Origin of the sequence: Enterococcus sp. AZ129 (assembly GCF_051714505.1) — a bacterium.
GTDB lineage: Bacteria > Bacillota > Bacilli > Lactobacillales > Enterococcaceae > Enterococcus > Enterococcus faecalis.
In genome coordinates this window covers 2,542,957-2,563,710 of the sequence record NZ_JBIORY010000001.1, presented here as the reverse complement: position 1 = coordinate 2,563,710, position 20,754 = coordinate 2,542,957, and the positions used below count along the sequence as shown (strand labels likewise).

Annotated in this window: 16 protein-coding genes; 11 read left to right on the top strand and 5 right to left on the bottom strand. The window is 38.6% G+C overall.

Features of this window, described 5'->3' with window-relative positions; genetic code table 11:
* Positions 1-162 precede the first annotated feature (162 nt).
* From gst to IGJ90_RS12590, 8 genes are all read left to right on the top strand, one after another.
* Complete coding sequence (gene gst, locus IGJ90_RS12625; protein WP_438768226.1) at positions 163-672, top strand: DinB family glutathione transferase; 510 nt, start codon at positions 163-165, stop codon at positions 670-672.
* A gap of 137 nt (positions 673-809) precedes the next feature.
* The gene (locus IGJ90_RS12620) at positions 810-1,274 is read left to right on the top strand and encodes an RNA polymerase sigma factor (protein WP_002383292.1); all 465 of its coding nucleotides are present in this window, start codon (positions 810-812) and stop codon (positions 1,272-1,274) included.
* A gap of 2 nt (positions 1,275-1,276) precedes the next feature.
* On the top strand, positions 1,277-2,203 hold the full coding sequence (locus IGJ90_RS12615; RefSeq protein ID WP_002367388.1) for an anti-sigma factor: 927 nt from the start codon (positions 1,277-1,279) through the stop codon (positions 2,201-2,203).
* A 151-nt stretch (positions 2,204-2,354) separates the two neighbouring features.
* Positions 2,355-4,136 (top strand): hypothetical protein, encoded by a 1,782-nt coding sequence (locus tag IGJ90_RS12610; protein ID WP_002391386.1) that lies wholly within the window; start codon positions 2,355-2,357, stop codon positions 4,134-4,136.
* Between the two features lie 111 nt (positions 4,137-4,247).
* The gene (gene truA, locus IGJ90_RS12605) at positions 4,248-4,988 is read left to right on the top strand and encodes a tRNA pseudouridine(38-40) synthase TruA (protein WP_002367386.1); all 741 of its coding nucleotides are present in this window, start codon (positions 4,248-4,250) and stop codon (positions 4,986-4,988) included.
* A gap of 102 nt (positions 4,989-5,090) precedes the next feature.
* A complete protein-coding gene (locus tag IGJ90_RS12600; protein ID WP_002367385.1) occupies positions 5,091-5,474 on the top strand; it encodes a potassium channel family protein in 384 nt (127 codons plus the stop codon).
* Between the two features lie 128 nt (positions 5,475-5,602).
* A complete protein-coding gene (sstT, locus tag IGJ90_RS12595; protein WP_002355037.1) occupies positions 5,603-6,865 on the top strand; it encodes a serine/threonine transporter SstT in 1,263 nt (420 codons plus the stop codon).
* A gap of 149 nt (positions 6,866-7,014) precedes the next feature.
* Positions 7,015-9,567: a cation-transporting P-type ATPase gene (locus tag IGJ90_RS12590; protein ID WP_438768223.1), complete on the top strand. Its 2,553-nt coding sequence runs from the start codon at positions 7,015-7,017 to the stop codon at positions 9,565-9,567.
* A 5-nt stretch (positions 9,568-9,572) separates the two neighbouring features.
* On the opposite strand, the gene IGJ90_RS12585 is transcribed toward IGJ90_RS12590, so the two are convergent.
* From IGJ90_RS12585 to IGJ90_RS12565, 5 genes are all read right to left on the bottom strand, one after another.
* Positions 9,573-11,012, bottom strand: coding sequence for a helix-turn-helix domain-containing protein (locus tag IGJ90_RS12585; protein ID WP_002367383.1), 1,440 nt, complete (start codon positions 11,010-11,012; stop codon positions 9,573-9,575).
* A 99-nt stretch (positions 11,013-11,111) separates the two neighbouring features.
* Positions 11,112-12,293 carry a hypothetical protein gene (locus IGJ90_RS12580; protein WP_002367380.1) on the bottom strand — a complete coding sequence of 394 codons (1,182 nt, stop codon included), beginning with the start codon at positions 12,291-12,293 and terminating at the stop codon, positions 11,112-11,114.
* A gap of 43 nt (positions 12,294-12,336) precedes the next feature.
* On the bottom strand, positions 12,337-13,761 hold the full coding sequence (locus IGJ90_RS12575) for a DUF1116 domain-containing protein (RefSeq protein ID WP_002355045.1): 1,425 nt from the start codon (positions 13,759-13,761) through the stop codon (positions 12,337-12,339).
* A complete protein-coding gene (gene fdrA / locus IGJ90_RS12570) occupies positions 13,748-15,307 on the bottom strand; it encodes an acyl-CoA synthetase FdrA (protein WP_025186696.1) in 1,560 nt (519 codons plus the stop codon). Before fdrA ends, IGJ90_RS12575 begins: the two co-directional genes overlap by 14 nt.
* Positions 15,285-16,151, bottom strand: coding sequence for a DUF2877 domain-containing protein (locus IGJ90_RS12565; RefSeq protein ID WP_002367377.1), 867 nt, complete (start codon positions 16,149-16,151; stop codon positions 15,285-15,287). Before IGJ90_RS12565 ends, fdrA begins: the two co-directional genes overlap by 23 nt.
* A 127-nt stretch (positions 16,152-16,278) precedes the next feature.
* Between IGJ90_RS12565 and IGJ90_RS12560 the strand changes: the two genes are divergently transcribed.
* The 3 genes from IGJ90_RS12560 to IGJ90_RS12550 all read left to right on the top strand — a co-directional run bounded on the left by IGJ90_RS12560 (position 16,279) and on the right by IGJ90_RS12550 (position 20,733).
* Entirely contained in the window at positions 16,279-17,940 is a 1,662-nt protein-coding gene (locus tag IGJ90_RS12560; RefSeq protein WP_002367376.1) for a PucR family transcriptional regulator, read from the top strand.
* A gap of 103 nt (positions 17,941-18,043) precedes the next feature.
* Positions 18,044-19,633 (top strand): type I restriction-modification system subunit M, encoded by a 1,590-nt coding sequence (locus IGJ90_RS12555; RefSeq protein WP_002367375.1) that lies wholly within the window; start codon positions 18,044-18,046, stop codon positions 19,631-19,633.
* On the top strand, positions 19,630-20,733 hold the full coding sequence (locus tag IGJ90_RS12550; protein ID WP_438768220.1) for a restriction endonuclease subunit S: 1,104 nt from the start codon (positions 19,630-19,632) through the stop codon (positions 20,731-20,733). The genes IGJ90_RS12555 and IGJ90_RS12550 overlap by 4 nt, the downstream gene beginning before the upstream one ends.
* Positions 20,734-20,754: the final 21 nt, after the last annotated feature.

Here is a 20,754-nt window from a genome sequence, read left to right as displayed (position 1 = left end):
TCAATTCTTTTTTACTTAGGGGGGTGTTATTTTTGAAGAAAGAAAGTGATCTTTACCCTTTCCGCAGATACCGCAGCCAAAAAAGAGCTACAACGGATTCTTTTGCAGTATAATAGAAAATAGAAATGAAAGAACAGGCACCAACACAAAGGAGGTATTTTTATGAAAGTCACTCAACTTTCTAGTGAAACTCTTGACCGAGCGCATGAACGTTTTGAAGAAACACTTGCGCAAATGACCGTTGCCGAAGCAAACACGATGCCCGCACCATTAATCAAGTCTGTTACTTGGCTGATGTGGCACACAGCCAGAGAATTAGACCTACAAATTTCCGCACTTAATCATAGTGAACCGTTATGGCTTAGCCAACACTGGACAGAAAAATTTGCCTTGGATTTGCCAGATGAAACAGAAGACTGGCATCACACACCAGAAGAAGCGGCGAAAGTCGTGGTGGCAGAAAAGCAATTGCTTAGTGACTATTTGGCTGCCAGTGTGGCACTTACCAAAAGCTATTTAGACCAAATCAAAGAAGAACAATTGTCAGACGTGATTGATAAAAATTGCACCCCGCCGGTGACTAGACAAGTGCGTTTAGTTTCAGCGATTGATGATGCAGTGATGCATTCTGGGCAAGCCGTTTATACACGAAGATTAGTCATTGGAAAATGATAAATAAGCAAAAACAAAAATGCTTCTGCTTAAGCAGGAGCATTTTTTATTGAGAGAAAAATACATAAAAATAATGAACGAAGAACTGTCCACTTTTTCCCTAGTTGAAACGTTGTATAAGTGAAAGGAGAAATCAGATGAAAAAGGAGGCAAATTTTGACGAAGTACTATTTTCTTTGGGACAAGAAGTCATCCAAGTCTTGATTCGCCGAGGAGCAAGTCTTGAAGATGCACAAGATGCAGTGTCGCAAACATATACAACGATTTTTTCAATATTACCTGAAATTACATCAGAAAATCTACGCCCGTGGTTTTTCCGAGTAACATTTAATTACTACATTACGATGTATCGAAAAAAGAAACGAGAACGCACTTTTGTGGCAAACAGTCATCCTGTGCAATCAATAGAAAAAATGGAGGGGCAAGAGTTATTATTATTGATCGATTCCTTAAAAGACGAGGAACAAGAACTATTGCTTTTGAAATATTATTATCAATTATCGTATGCCGAGATTGCGTTGATTTTAGAATTATCTGTTGAAAATGTTCGCAAAAAATTGTATCGCACACGTCAAAAATTAAAAAAAGAACTGGAGGAATAGAAGTGGATTTAAAAAAAAGTATTCGTAAAGCGAAAAGAAAACAATTTATCGTGATTGGTGCCATAACCGTTGTTAGTTTTGCCGTATTGTTTGTCGGTTTTTTTGTGGGAATGGATAAACTTTCGACGAAAAACTATCAGGCCTTACTAGAAGTAATAAATGATCAAGAAATGATTGCTTCACCAAACACTCAATTAGACTCCCAAGTAATTGCTAATAGTTCGCCTTTTGGGGGCGAAGTTGTGACCAATCGTTCAAAAAATATTGATGGTTACACGGTGGAGTGGAGTAATTTACGTAGCAGATATAGCTTTTTCAGAAATTCGATTGACTGGAATGAAGTCTATCCTGGTAGCTATTATTCTTCTAAGAATTTTTATGAATACAACCGACAAACCAAGCAGAAAGTAGCATCTTTTTATAACCCAGCGATTACCAATTACTATGGTGATGTTAAAAACGAATTAAGTGAATTAGATAAAATGGAAAACCAAGTAGCGGAAGTGGCGATTTCTTTTGATAAACCTTATCCATATGAAGAAGTCCGCAAAATGTTACCGAGCAATGTCAACTTAGTTTGGCTCTATGTTTACTCCAAAACGGTTAATGAAAAAGAAGGTCCTTCTGGTACGCTGCCTTATGGTTTTCAATTAAGCATGGACGATCACAACGAAATATTTGATCCTGAAAACGACAAGCAACACTTTTTTGAAACCTTAGAAAAATCCCCGTTGTTTGCTGACAACCAAGAAGGCCAAAAGTTTATCCAACAAAATAAAAATAAAAAAGTCGAAAAATTACCTATTTGGGGAGTCATGCTCACCGGACAAACCAAAAATTTCAAAGCCTTACAAAATGAACCTTTTGTTCGTGGTGCTTCAATTGGCGTGACCGCACCTATCGTTCCTTATATTCAGCCAGAGAAATAAACGTTCTTCAGAACTCTAAGCCTTCCGACTGATTTTGCTTCAACGATATTGTCAGTAAAAATAGAAAACGTTATAATAGAATGGATCACAGGAAGTGCTTCTACAATGAGTGGGAGCACTTTTTTTACTTATCCATGAGGAGGGCAAGTGAATGTTTTTTAATTTTATTGGGTTAACGTTATTTTTTGGTATCGGGATCTTAGTTGCGAATGGCGCCAAAATCGTAGCGAATAAAGGGAAAAAGAGTAAGGGGACCATTCTATTAATGGCGATTGAATTGCTCTTGTTAGGTATCTTTTTATTTGTGACTTTGCCAAGTAAAAATCTTTCAACCGTGTTATGGATTAATCTGATTGGCGCAGTGATTGCTAGTGGGGTGTTATTAAGTACACGCTTAGCTAGTAAAGTCGAAGTTCCTGGTATCCAAAAGGGCCGCAAAGAAGTAGGGAAGAATACCAACAAAACGGCTAACAAAGACTGGTCTGGCAAAATTTTGGGTGTTGCCGTTTTGGCAATGATTTTGTTGACTATTGTCAGTAGTATTACCAGAATCTCTTCTATTGATGAAATTTATCAAACGATTCCTTTAAAAACGGAAGAAAAAGCTGAAGTTTTAACTTCGGCGAAAGAAACACCCATTGCGATTGCACCACAAACGGCGAAACGAAAAATGTTACAAAAATTTTCCGTCATTCCCAATTCCAATATGTTTACTTTGGATGGTATAACGGCACAAGTTGTCAATGGCGAGTATGTTTATGTAGCAACAGTCGAATTTAATGGCTTCTTTAAATGGCTAAAACTGGGGGAAGTACCTGGCTATTTCATCATTAGTGCGACAGATATCAACGCACAGCCAGAATTTGTAGAAAAACCAATTGTTTATACTCCTTCAGCTTACTTTGGCAAAGATGCCGCACGAAAAATTTATTCCGCTTATCCAGGCTATGCAGCAACTGGCACAATCAATTTAGAGCTGGATGACCAAGGGAATCCTTACTATATTCAAACGCTTTACAAAGAGTATGGGGTTTCTGGTCGCATGCACTATAATGAATTTAAAACGGCCGTATTAAATGCTACAACAGGAGAAGTTAACGTTTATGACAGTCAAAAAGCCCCAAGTTTCGTTGATGCGCCGATTACTAGTTCAGCGGCGAATAGCTTAAATGAATTCTTTGGTCGTTACAGTCAAGGCTGGTGGAACCAGACAATGTTTGGTGCCAAAAAAGATGTTAAAATTCCAACTGAAAATGGTATTTATGCATCAGGACAAATTACGCCGATGATGAACAAGGAAGGGAACCAGTTGCTTTATTTTACGGACTTTACAAGTAGTGAAAAAGACCAAGATTCCGCTTTAGGTTATTCCTTAATCAATGCCCGAACAGGCCAAGTTACGTATTATCGTGATACTAAAGTCGGCATTATGGATAGTGATGGCGCCATTTCTATCGCTTCAAAAATTTATCCAGAAAAGAAATGGAAAGCTAGTATGCCAGTCCTTTATAACATTGATGGCGTGCCAACGTGGATTGTTTCGTTAATGGACAGTAAAGGGATTTTCAAAAAATATGTCTATATAAACGCCGTAGATAATGATATTGTGATTGATGCAGACACGGCACAAGGCGCATTAGACGCTTATCGAATTGAGTTAGTGACCAAAGGAAGCAACAATGAAAATACAGACAAAGCCAACTTGAAAACGATGCAAGGTAAAGTAGCTCGTGTCTCAGTAGTAGCTGGGGAAGCGCAAACGGTAGTTTCGTTTTTACTAGAAGATGAAAAAACCATTTTTAGCGTAACGACTAATAACAGTCCGCTGGCGCTATTCTTAAAAGAGGGCGACCAAGTGACATTTAAAGCCGTAGTGACTGAAAATGCTAAAGCAGCAAATGTTGAAGAATTGAAAATTGCAGGATTAAACTAAATAAAACACCTCTTTTCTATGGAAAAGAGGTGTTTTATTCTTGGAAAAGAAGAAAAATCCACCTATTTCTGCTATGATAAGAGAGAAAAAGAATACGAAGGAGCTTCGCCCATGCGCAACATAAAATTAACCATTGAATACGATGGTAAAAGATACTTAGGTTGGCAACGACTAGGTAATTCAGAGAAAACGATTCAAGGGAAAATTGAAAGTATTTTAACACAAATGACGGGTGAACCGATTGAAATTATTGGCTCAGGCAGAACGGATGCCGGCACACATGCACGTGGTCAAGTAGCGAATTTTAAAACGACTAGTTCACTAACAACAACCGAAATGTTATCCTTTTTAAATCGATATTTACCTGGCGATATTGTTGTTAAAGAAGTTACAGAAATGCCTGAACGTTTTCATGCACGGTATAACGCCACAGGCAAACAATACAGCTACTATGTTTGGAATAGCCCAATTCCTAATGCCTTTGAACGGTATCATAGTTTTCACTTTCCCAAAGCGTTGGATCAAGAAAAAATGGAACAAGCTTGCCAAAAATTAATAGGGACCCATGATTTTATTGGCTTTTCAGCATTGAAAAAAACCAAAAAATCGACTACTCGAACGATTGAAAAGATTACGATTGAAAGAAACGGCGAAATGTTACAGTTCACTTTTGTGGGTAATGGTTTCTTGCATAAAATGGTCCGCATCCTCGTTGGGACACTTTTAGAAATTGGTGCAGGCACCAAAGAATTAGCGATAATTGACGAATTATTCGCAACAAAAGTCCGAGAAGGCGCAGGTGAAACGGCTCCTGCACAAGGGTTGTTTTTAGATGAAGTGTATTATAAATAACAAAAAAATAAATTTTCTTTAACCACACCAATTAAAAAGTTGAACTTTATCTAAAAAGTGCTAACGTTAAGAAGAGATTAACAATAGAAAGAGGTCATTTTTTTGCTATCTTTACTTATTTCTGTCAAAAAATTATTTTCATCTTTTTTAGGTATCTTAAAAAAAGAAGACACTCGTGCCTTGTTCTTTTTACTGGCAACCACGTTGTTGAGTGGGACTATTTTTTATTCAACAGTGGAAAAATTGTCGCCATTAGATTCGTTATATTTAAGTTTTATGACGTTAACCACGATTGGTTATGGAGATGTTCATCCAGTTACTGACTTGGGAAAAATTTTCACCATGATTTATGCTACAGTAGGCTTGGGGATTATGGCTATGTTTATTTCGGTCGTAGCAAAATCCTACTTGTATTCTAAACAAAGTCATCACCACCATCACCATAAAAACAAAGAACATTCAGCGGAAAAGTCTTCAGAAAAATAGACGAAATTGATGAGTTGACCAAGTGTTTCTCGAAAAATGAAAGTTTTTTGAGAAACACTCTTTTTTTATCTTAATAATTATGGTAGTATGTCCCAAACTGTATTTTATTTTAAAGGAGCGTGAAGTGAATGGTCAAAGCGATTCGGAAATTATCGTTAATTCAAAAAATCATGATAGGGATTGTGATTGGAACCACCTTGGGTTTCTTGGTGCCAGAATGGACCTTCATCAGCGTTCTTGGTGAATTGTTTGTGGGCGCCTTAAAAGCAATTGCGCCGATTTTAGTTTTTGTCTTAATTATTGCGTCGCTAGCCCAACAAAAGGCTGGGGCGAAAACATATGTTGGATCAATTTTAGTTGTGTATCTGTTAGCGACATTTTTGGCAGCTGTTGTTGCCGTGACGGCAAGCTATCTGTTTCCCGTTAAGATTGTTTTGGAGGCGGCGCAGGAAGCGCAAGCAGCCCCAACGCAACTTAGTGATGTTTTAAGCAATGTGTTAACAAGCGTTGTCCAAAATCCGATTCAAGCGATGATTGAAGGCAATTATTTATCTGTTTTATTTTGGTCCTCATTAATCGGTATTGGGCTACGTCAAAGTTCGGTCGCTACCAAGGATGTGATTGCCAATCTTTCAACAGGGATTACCACGGTCGTTCAAATGATTATCGGCATTGCGCCAATTGGAATTCTAGGTTTGGTGTTTCATTCGGTGGCAACAACAGGCATTGCAGGGTTAGCCAAGTATGGTCAGTTACTATTATTGTTAATTGGTACGATGGCCGTGGTTGCTTTAGTCGTTTATCCAGCGATTGTTTTTTGGAATATTCGGCAAAATCCGTATCCGTTAGTCTTTTTTGTATTAAAGGAAAGTGCGATTCCCGCATTCTTTACACGCAGTTCTGCGGCCAATATTCCCATTAATATGGAATTGGCGAAAGCAATGGATTTAAATGAAGAATCTTATGCGGTCTCTATTCCGCTGGGCGCAACGATTAATATGGGCGGCGCAGCCATTACGATTACCATTATGACATTGGCGGCAGTCCACACATTAGGCATGTCCGTGCCAATCTATTTAGCATTATTGTTGAGTATCATCGCCGCTGTTTCTGCTTGTGGGGCTTCAGGAATTGCTGGTGGTTCCTTGTTGTTAATTCCGCTTGCATGTAGTTTGTTTGGCATTTCCAATGATATTGCCATGCAAGTCGTCGGCGTTGGCTTTATCGTCGGCGTAGTCCAAGATTCCATTGAAACAGCGTTGAACTCTTCTAGTGACTTGTTGTTTACCACCTCAGTTGAGTTAGCAGACCGACGTAAAAATGGTGAAATTATTGATGTCAAAGCGTTAATTGGCAAAAGTCAATTGGTGGTCGAACAAGAAAATATTTAAAAGAAAGGAACAACCCGCTAAAATGCGGGTTGTTCCTTTCTTTAATAATCTCGGCCCCATTTTTTTCAGGGGCCACTGAAATTATCGACCATTTTGTGAAGAAAATCCTCTCTATAATAAAGGTATCAAGTAAATAGGAGGTACACGAAATGAAATGGTATCAACTTTCCTCAACAAAAGTAATCGAGCAGACTAAGACGAAGCAAACGGGTCTTTCTAGCGAAGAACGTCAGCAACGTTTACAAACGAATGGTCCAAATAAAATTGAAGAAAAACAACAACTGAAAACGTGGCAAAAGCTAGCCAAACATTTTACAGATTTACTAATGGTGGTCTTACTCGCTGCCGCAATTCTAAAATTTGCCACAGGCGAAGTGGTCGAAGGAAGTATCATTTTTCTAGTGGTGCTTGTCAATGGCTTTGTCGGTTATTGGCAAGAGCGTAAAGCAGAAGAATCATTAGACGGCCTGAAACAGATGATGGGCCAAGAGGCAGTCGTTCTAATTGATGGACAAAAAACAACCGTTTCTTCTGAAACATTGGTTCTGGGAGATGTAGTCACGTTACAAGCTGGCGATGTAGTTCCAGCAGATTTGCGCTTATTTGATGTTCATAATCTGATGATTGAAGAATCAATTTTGACAGGCGAATCAGAAGCCGTGGAGAAAATTACCGGTTCCTTGAATGAGGAATTGCCAACAGGCGATCAAAAGAATTTGGCTTTTTCAGGAACACTTGTCCAAGCAGGTTCGGCCTTAGGTGTTGTAGTAGAAACAGGAGATTCCACTGAAGTTGGAAAAATTAATCACGCGTTGCAGTCGGTAGATCAAAAAACAACGCCGCTCGTACGGAAAATGCACCAATTAAACAAGCAAATTTTCCAAGGGATTATGGTCTTGATCGTGTTTCTGATTTTCTTTACCACTTTTCGTCATGGCATGGAATGGAGCCTCTTATTTTCTGCGATGATTGCATTAATTGTAGCAATGATTCCAGAAGGCTTACCTGCTGTGTTAACGATGATTTTATCGATGGGTGTTCATGAGATGGCTAGAGAAAATGCGATTATTAAAGGCATGCCTTCCGTTGAAACATTAGGTTCAATGACAGTTATCTGTTCAGATAAAACAGGAACGCTAACTAAAAATGAAATGACGGTAATGGATGTAGTGACTGAAGAAATGACCATTGTCAAAGAGATTATGGCCAACTGTCAAGAATTGAAATTACAAGACCAACAAAAAATCGCCGACTTACAAGGGAATCCTACCGAGTTAGCTTTACTACAATATGTTGATCAGGATCAACTGTCTTTACGCCCTGTAGAAAAGAAAATTCCGTTTAGTTCAAGTTACAAATACATGGCCACTCGCCATCCGCAAGCAGAAGGTTCAATTATTTATGTCAAAGGTGCGCCAGAAGTATTGTTACAACTTTCTACGTTATCTGATAATCAAAAAGGTGCTTGGCAAGCACAAGCTGCGCAATTAGCGCAAAAAGGACAACGGGTATTAGGTTTCGCTTATAAGACAGTTACGTCACAACAGGAACTGACGCATGAAACATTGTCAGGATTGACGTTTGCTGGACTGGCAGGCATCATCGATCCCCCAAAAGAAAGTGCCATTCAAGCCGTCAAAGAATCTCAAGAAGCAGGTATTTCCGTCAAAATGATTACCGGAGACCATAAAGATACAGCGCAAGCCATTGGCGAGCAAGTTGGTTTAAAGCATACGAAAAAAGTCCTTGAAGGATTAGAAATTGATGCTATGTCAGATGAAGAATTAGCTCAGCACGTTCAAAAAGTCGATGTATTTGCACGAACGACGCCAGAACATAAATTACGAATTGTCACGGCTTTACAAAACAATGGCGAAATTGTCGGAATGACCGGCGATGGTGTGAACGATGCGCCAGCACTAAAGAAAGCTGATGTCGGAATTGCCATGGGAATTAAAGGAAGTGAAGTAACCAAACAAGCCGCAGATATGGTTTTGGCAGATGATAATTTCCATACGATTGCTAAAGCCGTGAAAGAAGGACGCCGCATTTTTGATAACTTGAAAAAGACGATTACCTTCTTCTTGCCAACCTCTTTAGCACAAGGTTTAATTGTTGTCTGGGCGCTTTTAATGAATCATCCTCTACCGTTGACACCTGTCCAGATATTATGGGTAAACATGGTAACTACGATTACTTTGTCTTATGCATTAGGTTTTGAAAAAGCGAGTGCTGATATCATGAAACGACCACCAAGAGATGTCAACGAAGGCATTTTAACAAAGTACAGTATTTTTAGAATCGTCTATGTGTCGGTACTCATTATGGTACCAGGTTACCTCATGGCGTTACAATTTGAGGGCCAAGCCTTACAGCAAACGTTCCTCTTACAAAGTATCGTCTTAGCGCAAGCAGCGTATATGATCAACTGTCGTAAGTTGGTTGATCCGTCGTTAAGCACAGGCTTTTTCCAAAATAAAGTGTTGTTTGCTTCATTAGGAATCCTCTTTTTACTACAAGCACTAGTGGTCTACTTGCCAGTAGCGCAGCAATTAATTGGCACAACTTCTTTAAATGGCCTTCAATTAGCAATGATTTTCGTCCATGTTGTGAGTCTGTTTTTCCTTGTTGAAGGGGAAAAATATATAACCAAACGATTCATGACGAAAGAAAGCCAAAAAACTAGCGAATGTCCTCGCTAGTTCCTTTAAAAATAAGAATGAAGAGTGAGCTCTGCTAGTCGGCGGAGTTCATTTTTTGTTGGAATTAAAGAGAGATAAAAGACAGGAAGATCAAGATGATCCAAGGGGAAATTGGAAATAATTATGTCGGCTTCATTTAACGTCAACTGGCTTAGTTCCACATATTCAATAGCTTGTAATTTCACACGAGTACCTAAATAAGCAGCTAATTCTTGTTGTAAAAAAGCTTTCCAAGCAGGTTCCCCTTGAAAGAGGAAATAGGCAGTCATCGTTTGCGCCTGAATGGAATAACTGGCTTGTTTTTCTAACAAAGAAGCCAAACTAAGAAAATAAGTTGGTTCTTCAATCGTGGTGTAGCGAGATAAAATCTCCAAAAGTTCTTGGTTGCTCTTTGATAACGCAAGGTCCTCCGCGGCTTGTTCGGTCATTAATTCTTGATATTCCAATTGAAATTGCTCAGAAAGTGTTGGGGACTCGGTATATTTAATGAATAACAATAACAGATTATCCAATAAATTTGTTTGGATTAAATCAGGCCGGGCTTCTTCAGTGGACAAATTAGTGACAAACTGCTGTAACGATTTTCGCAGCTGACTGTAATGAGTGTGGAGCGCAGAAGCCAACGTTTCGCCATAGACATTATCGTAATTCCAGCTTTCTAAGAAACAAAAGAAGGCGAAAAAACTTTCTTCTCCTTGCAAATAGATACCTTCAGAAGCATAAAGTTTTGCCAAGGACGGTTGATAAAGTTGAAACAAGACATCTTTTGAATCAAAAGAAAATTGACTCACTCGGCAATTGGCTTTGTTGCGAATCGTGTTAATGAAAAACCAACAAGCACCAAAAATTTCTTCCGTTTCCACCGTCAACTCACTACTGTAAACTTGTTTCAAAAATTGAAAATAATGCTCCTCATGAATAGAATAATCGTCAAAAAAATAATTATTATGAGTAAAAGGCACCAACAAACGATGATAAAAAATCCGAATATTGCTTTCTGCCCCGATTAGCTGAATGGTGGTTGTAGTTAGCTGAATCATTAAATGAAAATCCCGTAAGGCCTGATTCATTTTCTTGATATGTCGCTTCAAAGTTTCATAAGAAACACCACTAGTGCTCAAAAAAGAAGTTGTCACTAACTCTTTCGTAAATAGTAGCTCTTTTAATAGTTGAATACTAATGGATTGAGGTAAAAATAATGACCAAAGCTCATTGGTTTGCGCATTCCCCTGATTACGTAACCGAATACCACTGCTATCGGTTTCAATGGACCAGTCGGCGGGTAATTGACTGCGAATATACTGTAAATCCGAAAAAACGGTTCGCTCTGTCGTTTGGATTTGCGTGGCTAAACGCTTGGCTGTCAGCTGGGGAACATTTAACAACTGTTCCAACAAACGAATTTGCCGAAGCAAATCTTTTTCCGTTATCACACGTTTTAACATGGAGTACATGGCAAAACCTCCTTTTGCTTAAGAATACGGATAAAAAGGGGATTGGTCAATTAAAAAAGAAGCGAATCGTCATTCGCTTCTTTTTATTCACTATACAAAAATATCAAATGTATGCAAAACGGCTGACAATAAAATGGTTACAACAGCCATTCCTGATACAAAGCCGACAGCACCAGGAACAAACGGAGGTAATCGTTTAGCAATATAGCTACCGACAGGGGCCGCACTAATTCCTGCTAAAACGGCGATGGTCAGGGAAAGCCAAAAGCCACCACCCATCATTAAAATCACACCAGGAACAATGCTGACCAGTGGCATAAACGTTGGATACCAACCTTCTTCAGCGAAATGTTTTCGATAAAGAAAAACACCAACAGCCGAAGCAATCATTTGTCCCATTAAAATGTCAGGAACCAAGCCAGAACCATTTGTAATATGATTAATATTGACAAACCAATCTGTTAAAACGCCTAGAATTACCAAACCTCCAACTAACTCATTTCCATAAAACCAAGCTTCGGAGAAGTCAGCAAAAGTGCGTCGTATTGACCATTGAAAGGTTTGCGTATTTTCAATTTTAGGTTGTTTTTGCCGCTTCTGAGCGATTGGTGCAACAGAAGGAACCATCCAAGGAAGTTGATGACAGATGGCTGAAACAATCCAGCCAACAAAAGCCATTGTGGTAACGTTGGAAACTGTCCCAGGTACATTTAAAAGGGGCATCAATTGCGCATTCAGCCAATTGGCAAACGGAAAGGTGAAAAGCGCACTCAACAGAGAAATCGTTCCTAATTTTTTCCAGCCAGGACCATAAACGAGCGTTAAAGCTGGCGGCGTGCCGACCACCACAATAAACGTTGGTAACCACAACACTTCTTTTGTAAAAAAGCGTGTAAAATCAAAAACATAAATAGTTAAAAAGAGGGAAAGTAGCTGAGAAGCAAGTACCCAAGGCCAAGCACCAGAGCCACCAGCAATTGCAAATCCCTGCCATTTTGAATTTTTTCGATAAAGTTGCCAAGCAATCAGACCGCCGATTAGTAAGAAAAACGTTGTAAAAAGTCCACCGTAAAATTCCCCTTCCGTGAAGTTCATAACAAAATAGATAAATTTGTAAAATCCCTGCTGATTCACTTTGGTAACTACGTCATTGTAAGGAAAAAAGTTAGACACATGTCGAAAGCCATTCATGATCCAATACAGGAACATTCCCAAAAAAATTTTTACAACAAGAGCTAAAACGGCTTCGTAATTGATCGATTTATTTTTCATATGATCGCTCCAAAAAAAATGACATTTTACTAAGTTTTTGAAATTAGTTTATTTTAGCTACTAAAGCTTTTAGTGCCTCGTTAAAGACATTTGCTGGCGGATTAGTCAATCCAGCGCCAATCATACCAATCCCCGGTTCTTTATGAGCAATAGCAGTATTAATGACAGGCAGCATCCCTGTTTCTAAGACTTTTAAGACATCGATGCCTGAAGGAATCCCCATAAAATCTAAAACAGGAATCGTGACATTGGGATTTTCTTTCGTAGTAATTTCCAGCATTTCTTTTGAATAATTCAATGCTTCTGCCACTGTTCCGCCAACTAATGGGACAATTGCTGGTGCAGCTGCCATAGCAAATCCGCCAACACCATACGTTTCTGTAATAGCACTATCGCCCATATCCAAACCAGCATCTTCTTGTGTGTAACCAGCAAACATCGGACCAATCACCCGTTGGGCAGGCCCCGTAAACCAGTGATTTCCGCCAATCCCACTGACACGAATCCCAAATTCGACCCCGTTGCGACACATGGTGGTGACAATTGTACTATTCTCCACATTATGCCCAGCATCTAACGCACATTTAGCGGCGCCCATCCAAGTCGGACCAGAAAAATAGTCAGAACTGCCAAGAAATTCAAATACTTCTTTTAATTGTTCACGAGAAAAATCAGTTTGAACCATGTAAGGCGTTAATGCTTGGACTAACAACGTACTTCCAGCTACATTGCGATTATGGCACTCATCGCCCATATGCAAGGCTTGCGAAAGCATTAAGCGTAAATCAATGCCTTCTGGACAAAAAGTCATGGCATCATGAAGTAATGGACCTAAAACATCGCGCATCCAAATCAGGCGATCCACGACGGATTGATCATTTGCACCAAATCGTAAAACTTTCGCCAATTGTTCACTTAAATTAGTAAAAGCCGTGTTGCCGTACGTTTCATTTTTGATAATATGAACGTACATATTCGGAGAAGTCACGCCAGCCATGGAACCAACGGCATCATGTTCATGACAAGGAGAAAACGTAATCGCGCCAGAACGAGCAACCCGATCGGCATCAGCTAGATCTTTTGCTAATCCTTCAAAAACAAGCGCTCCTTGAACGGCACCTTTCATCGGTCCGCACATATTTTCATAAGTAATGGGTGGCCCAGCATGTAAAATGGTCGTTTCAGTCATATCGGGCATGACATTAATTGCTTTATCAAATCCTACTAAAATAGGTTTTGATTGAATAATGCGGGTAACCGCTTCTTCGTTGGCTTGTTGGATTTTTTCATAAAGTGTTGGATTTTTTAATTGATCCAATAATTTCAATAGCTCTGGGTCACCATTGGCTGGCGGTGCCCAATTTACTTGATGTGAAGGAATCCCTTGTTTTTTCATATCTTCATGAATAAAGTCAATGCCTACATTGATCGTATCTAAAGGCTGTTTAAAAAGATCATTTCTGCTCATGTTCGTTCGCTCCTTTTACAAAAGTTTTGGTGGCTTCGCAAAGTTGATGACTGCTGTCGACAACGAGAACCTCTAAATCTTCTAAAATTTTCCGCTGTTCATGAATATCTTGTGGATCTTCTTCGGTCCCTAAAACATAGCCAATAATGGCTAACTCACGACCATCTGCTTTTGCTATTGCTTTGGCTTCCTTTAACGCCTCCGCTAACACGCCAACAGGATTTTCGTGAGAACCATAACCTAATTCAAAATCTAACGCTAAAACTGCCACTTCAGGATCTTTGGCTTCTTGAAGAATGCGAGTAATCCGAGAAGTCGGATCGATCATTGGATGTGGGCGGCCTTCTGTGAAACGATCATCACCGAAATCAATCAATGTATGTGCTTGGCTGTGGTCAGGATTTGCTAATTGTCGTTCAGGAATTTTATGAATATTACTATAAACATCATCAGAGACTTCTGTTAAAGCATATAAAAGTTCATCACAAAGAGTGCCACCACAGAACAACCCACGAACAAATTTTTGAGAAGGGGCTTGTTGCTGTTGGATGGCTGTTAACGTTGCGCCTGTCGGATTTTGATAGAGGCTGGTTTCCGCTTCCTGTGTTTGACTAAATTGAATCACCTTTTGAACTGCATCCAGAGAAGAAGTAGCAAAAGTGACGTTGTCTATTTTTCGTTCCGTTTGTTCACTGCCGATAAAATAAATAACAACTGGTTTAGTTGAAACAGCTAATTTTTTTAAAATTTTCTCTGTTACTTCTGGAGCAGGCGGTTTAGAAATAAGTAAAATTGCCTTAGTTTGTTCGTCAGCCATTAAGGCATCCAGCCCGTCAAGCATCATCAGCCCACCAATTTCAGCAGACAAATCACGGCCGCCAGTACCAATTAATTGTGAAATCCCATAACCATATTTATGGATTTGGACACTAACTTCTTGGCTGCCTGTACCAGAAGCGCCGACAATTCCAATATCTCCTGAACGTACCTCGTTAGCAAAACATAACCCGACGCCATTAATAATCGCTGTTCCACAATCAGGGCCCATCACAAACAGTTCTTTTTCGTGTGCTTTTTGTTTTAATGCTAATTCCTCGTCAACCGTCACGTTATCACTAAAGAGCATGACGTGTTTTTGCTGATCTAAAGCTTTATGCGCTTCTCGTGCAGCAAATTTTCCATTGACAGAAATTACAACTAAGTTGGCATCAGGCTCTTCATGAAGGGCTGAATCTAACGTCTTATAGGTTACTTCAGAAGAAGCGGTTTTCTTTTTCTTCGTAAATAACTCGTCGACTTGCTGTAAAATTTCTTCTGAGTTCGCTTGGTCATCAAGATCTAAAACAATTAATAAATCACCTGTTGTAACATGCTCCAAGGCGGGTGTATATAAACCAACATTCCGAATCACTTCAAGATTCATGTCGGTTCCCATCCCAATCATTGCAGTTTTAACTCCAGCCAGTTCATTGGCTCGTGTTGAAATGGTCATTAAAGTAACTGAATCAAAATAGGCGTTCTCTTTAATTACTGTTTGAATTGTCATGATTATTCTCCTCACAAAATAGTTTTAAACCGAAAATAATGCCGCAAAGTATGTCGCTTCCTGAAGTTGAGCCCACCTCCTCTAAAGCTGAAACCGCTTGAGCCATTTCGTTTGTATTTCCGCTTTCAATTGATAAAAAAACACGCTGAACTAGCTGAGAAAACCGTTCGTTCACTGCTTCATGAATTTCCGCATAACTGACCGCATTCGTTCGTTCCTTGGCTAGCACAGCCAGCTGTTGGAAATTCGAGGGAAGCTGCTGTAATGCAGAAAAACTAGCAAGTAATCCTGTGATAAAATCATCGCCAGTGGGGGTTAAACCAATCCCCAATCCCAAAATCTTCGTTAAACAATCAAGAGCTATTTTAAAAGATTTTTGCTCCCAAGCCTGTTGAAAATGAACCATTTCTTTTTGAATCTGGGTCCGACTATAAGAATCAAAAAGAAAGGTTGACGACGAAGCAGGAAAAAGCGCTTGCCAAGGATTGAAACGAGTTTGCTGAATATACGTTAAAAAAATAGCTATCTTTGTTTTACTGGGTGTTAAATAAAGTGGCGTTGGTTGCCAAATTTGGGCATCGGCTAGGGTTAATTGTCGTCGGCCTAACCGGATAAACAGGGGCTCAATTTGGACAGGTAAATCAGCGAAATGGCTAAGTTTTTTTTCATCGAGTATAATCGTGTTAGGTGCTATATGTTCGGGATGCGTTGAAATGGTCAAGAGAATTTCTTGGGTGTCTACATGACCATAATTAATAGCGTGCGTAAAACATTGCAAACTAGTCAATGTTTGATGAGGGAGTTTCGATAAAATCGTTTGGTCATAAGCTAAAATTTTTGTCATTCCAACGACCTCCTTTTTAATAGCGCTTTCACGACTTCATAATAAAAGAATCCAGCACGCTAAACAATTGCTAAAAATGACATTGATTTACAAGTTTGAATGGACAATTTGTACATTGGGAGGATAAATGATGTTAAAAGTGAGTGATTTATTAACGTTAGAAGAATTACCTGGCATTACCTTAGTGGCAGGACATAAAAATCAGGACCAACCGATTTTAAAAGTCAATATTTTAGAAAATCCTGATATTTTAGATTGGCTAACAGCAGGTGAGCTGCTGTTAACGACAGGGTACATATTTAAAGATGATCGGAAATTACAGAAAAATTTTTTGAAAGAACTAGCTAAACACCATTGTGCTGCCTTAGGATTTAAAACCCAACGTTATTTTGAAGAAGTTCCACCAGACCTAATCAAATTAGCAGATGAAATGAACGTTCCTATTTTAGCAATTCCTTACAATTACACCTTTTCGCAAATTGCTGACGTGTTGAAAAGTCGTGTCACGTTAGAACAATTTGACATGAATGCGCAAGAAACCGCATTGCATAATAAAATTTACCAAATCTTAGAAACGGGAAGTAGCAGTTTTCATTTGCTGCAGGATCTAGCAGAAACCATTCAAAATCCTGTCTTGTTATTGAATGACCACTTTGAAGGAGTTAATTTTTTTGACTTGCCTAAAAATCCAATTCGTATTTCTAGCATTTTAGAAGATAGACAAGAAACCTCAGAGTTCCAAAAACAATTGCTGGAACAAAGTCATCCATTATTACGCTTTTATCAAGAACCGATTCATTTACAGTTGAAACTCCAGAACCAAGTGGTGCCAATTGAAATTTATCCAATTAAAAAGAAAAATGTTATTTTATATTATTTACTCGTCTGGAACACCTTGGCCCCATTACGGCCAGTCGATGTGGCTCATTTTAAAATCACAGCTCATTACTTACTTTTACAATTGCAATTGGAATACTCACGGAAATTTGAAGAATACCAACAACGAAACGAATTATTTTTTAAGCTGATTGCGCATGAAAAGAGGGATCAAGCTGTTTTCCAACAATTTCAACAGTATTATCGCTTGGCAATAGATAAGCCCTATGCGATTTTGCTAATTTCATTAACCTTAAATGAACGCCAAAGGCAAGAAAGAATGTCTATTTTAGGTAACCAGTTAAACCAAGTTATCTTAGGGGACAAACAAAAAATTGTTTGTATTGAAATTGACAGTTCCTTTGTCTTATTAGTTGAAGATCCACCTGAAAAAGAAGGCGATTATCTGAAAATGATGCAACGCCTAGCAAAAAGCAGCATAAATCAGTTAATGAAAGTACAAGAAGATGTGGAACTTTTCCTAACAATAGGACCTAAGATTCAAGGTCTGACCCAGATTCATGAATCGTATCAACAAGCGATTGACGTTTTAGCCTTTCAACGCCAATTCGTTGCAGAAAAACCTGAAATGAGGATTGCTTCCTACGCGAATTTTCATCTTAGACAGACATTGCAACGTTATTTTTTAGCAGAAGGACAAGCAACCCTCAGAAAAAAATATCTTCAACCATTGCTGAAAAGTGATCAACAGCAACATACCGACTTTGTCCATACACTGAATGTCTATTTTCAATCAAAACGAAACTTGTCTCAAACAGCCAAAAAACTCTTTATTCATCGTAATACTTTATTACAGCGATTGGAGAAAATTGAACAGCTAGTGCTGTTGGATTTTGATAAGGAAGTGGACTTGTTGGCGCTGGAAGTGGCGTTGTTTGTGGGATTCGAGTAGTGAAAATTTGTCGATGATATTGCTTTTCTAGCAAAAAAGACTTACACTGTAAGGTTGTGTAAGTCTTTTTTTATTTGTCTTGAATAAATAGGAGGTTATAAATGTGGGAGCAGAATTAAATCAACGGTTATTCAGCGCTGCAGACAATCTTAGAAGTAAAATGGATGCGTCTGAGTACAAGAACTACTTATTAGGATTAATCTTTTATAAATATTTATCTGATAAATTATTACAAACAGTAGTGACTTTAGCAGATGAGTCACTAGAAGAATATGATACGCCAACAAAACAAACAGAGCTATATAAAGAATTGCTAGCAGATGAGGACTCTCGTCAAGACTTAGTTGACACCTTAGTCGATACATTAAGTTATGATATTGAGCCAGATTATTTATTTAACAGTTTAGCAGAACAGGCAAAACAAAATGTTTTCCAATTAGATGACTTGAAAAAAGCCTTTGTTTATTTATCTTCAAATTATAAACAATTTAATGGCTTATTTGATGATGTTGATTTACAATCGAAAAAATTAGGTTCCGATGACCAACAACGAAATGTAACAATTACGGAAGTATTAAAAAAATTAAATGATATTGATGTCACGGCTCATGAAGGCGATGTGATTGGTGATGCGTATGAGTTCCTGATTTCGCAATTTGCGTCTGAAGCTGGAAAAAAAGCAGGAGAATTTTACACTCCGCATCAAGTTTCGGATATGATGGCGCGGATTGTGGCATTAGGTCAAGAAGATAAAAAGTTGTTTAGTGTTTTTGACCCGACAATGGGCTCCGGCTCGTTAATGCTGAATGTCCGTAACTACTTGAATTATCCAAAAAGTGTCAAGTATCATGGACAAGAGCTGAATACGACTACCTTCAATCTTGCAAAAATGAACCTAATTTTGCATGGTGTGGAAGCGGAAGATATGAACTTACGGAACGGAGATACGCTCAATAAAGATTGGCCAACAGATGAGCCATATACCTTTGATTCTGTAGTTATGAACCCGCCATACTCGGCAAAATGGTCGGCGGATGCCTCATTTTTAGATGATTCACGTTTTAACCGTTATGGCAAATTAGCACCGAAATCGAAAGCAGATTTCGCCTTTTTACTGCATGGTTATTATCATTTAAAAGATTCAGGAACTATGGCGATTGTCTTGCCGCATGGGGTTCTTTTCCGTGGTGCTGCCGAAGGTGTTATTCGTAAAAAATTATTAGAAGATGGTAGTATTTACGCAGTTATTGGCATGCCTGCCAACTTATTCTTTGGTACATCAATCCCGACTACGGTTATTATTCTTAAGAAAAATCGTGACAATCGAGATGTTTTATTTATTGATGCAAGTAAAGAATTCACAAAAGGGAAAAACCAAAATAAATTAGCAACCGAACATATTGACAAAATTGTTTCAACTTATATTGAACGTCAAGATGTAGAAAAATATGCGCATGTAGCGACTTTTGAAGAAATTGTTGAAAATGATTATAACTTGAATATCCCGCGCTACGTGGATACATTCGAGGAGGAACCGCCTGTAGATTTGGTGGCATTAAATAATGAAATCAAATCCACAAACCAGGAAATAAAAAAAGTAGAAGCTGAGTTATTAGCTATGCTTGATGACCTGGTGGTAACGGAGGAAACCCAAGCACTAATTGATGCCACGAAAGAGGTGTTTGGAGGATGAGGGAGGAGATGAAAAAGGTCCCTCGGATCCGGTTTCGTGGGTTTCAGGAAGATTGGGAACTGTGTAAGTTAGAAGAAATAGTAGACGTTCGTTCTGGACGTGACTATAAACATCTGGGTTCTGGAAATATACCTGTCTACGGTACGGGAGGATATATGCTAAGTGTCAGTGAAGCATTGTCGTATGATGAGGATGCTATCGGCATTGGTCGAAAAGGAACGATAAATAATCCTTACATTTTAAAAGCACCTTTTTGGACCGTAGATACACTATTTTATACAGTTCCTAAAAACAATTTCGATCTTAACTTTATTTATTCTATTTTTAGAAAAATAAATTGGAAATCTAAAGATGAATCAACAGGAGTTCCTAGTCTTTCAAAAACAACGATTAATGCTGTAACGGTTTATATACCAAGTGGTAGTGAACAACAAAGAATTGGAAAATTTTTCAAACAACTCGACGATACTATCACACTTCATCAGCGTAAGTTAGATCAGTTGAAAGAGTTGAAAAAAGCGTATTTGCAATTGATGTTTCCTGTAAAAGATGAACGAGTACCGAAGTTACGTTTTGCTGATTTTGAGGAAGAATGGGAACTGCGTAAGTTAGGAGATATTACTAAAATCAGTACAGGAAAACTTGATGCTAATGCTATGGTCGAAAACGGTAAGTATGATTTTTATACTTCTGGCATTAAAAAATATAGGATTGATGTACCAGCTTTTGAAGGCCCTGCAATTACAATTGCAGGCAATGGAGCCACAGTCGGCTACATGCATTTAGCAGATAATAAGTTCAATGCTTATCAGAGAACTTACGTGTTGCAGAAATTTGTAGTAGATAGAAGCTTCTTGTTTTCAGAAGTTGGGAATAAACTGCCTAAGAAAATAAATCAAGAGGCTCGGACAGGGAATATTCCGTATATTGTTATGGACATGTTGACTGAACTAAAGTTATCTATTCCACAGGATGAAGCTGAGCAATCAAAAATCGGTTCATTCTTCAAACAAATCGACAAGACTATCGCTCTTCATCAAAAGAAATTAGAGCAATTAAAGGACTTGAAAACATCTTATCTCCAAAACATGTTCATCTAATTCAATCCCAGTTACTGCTAC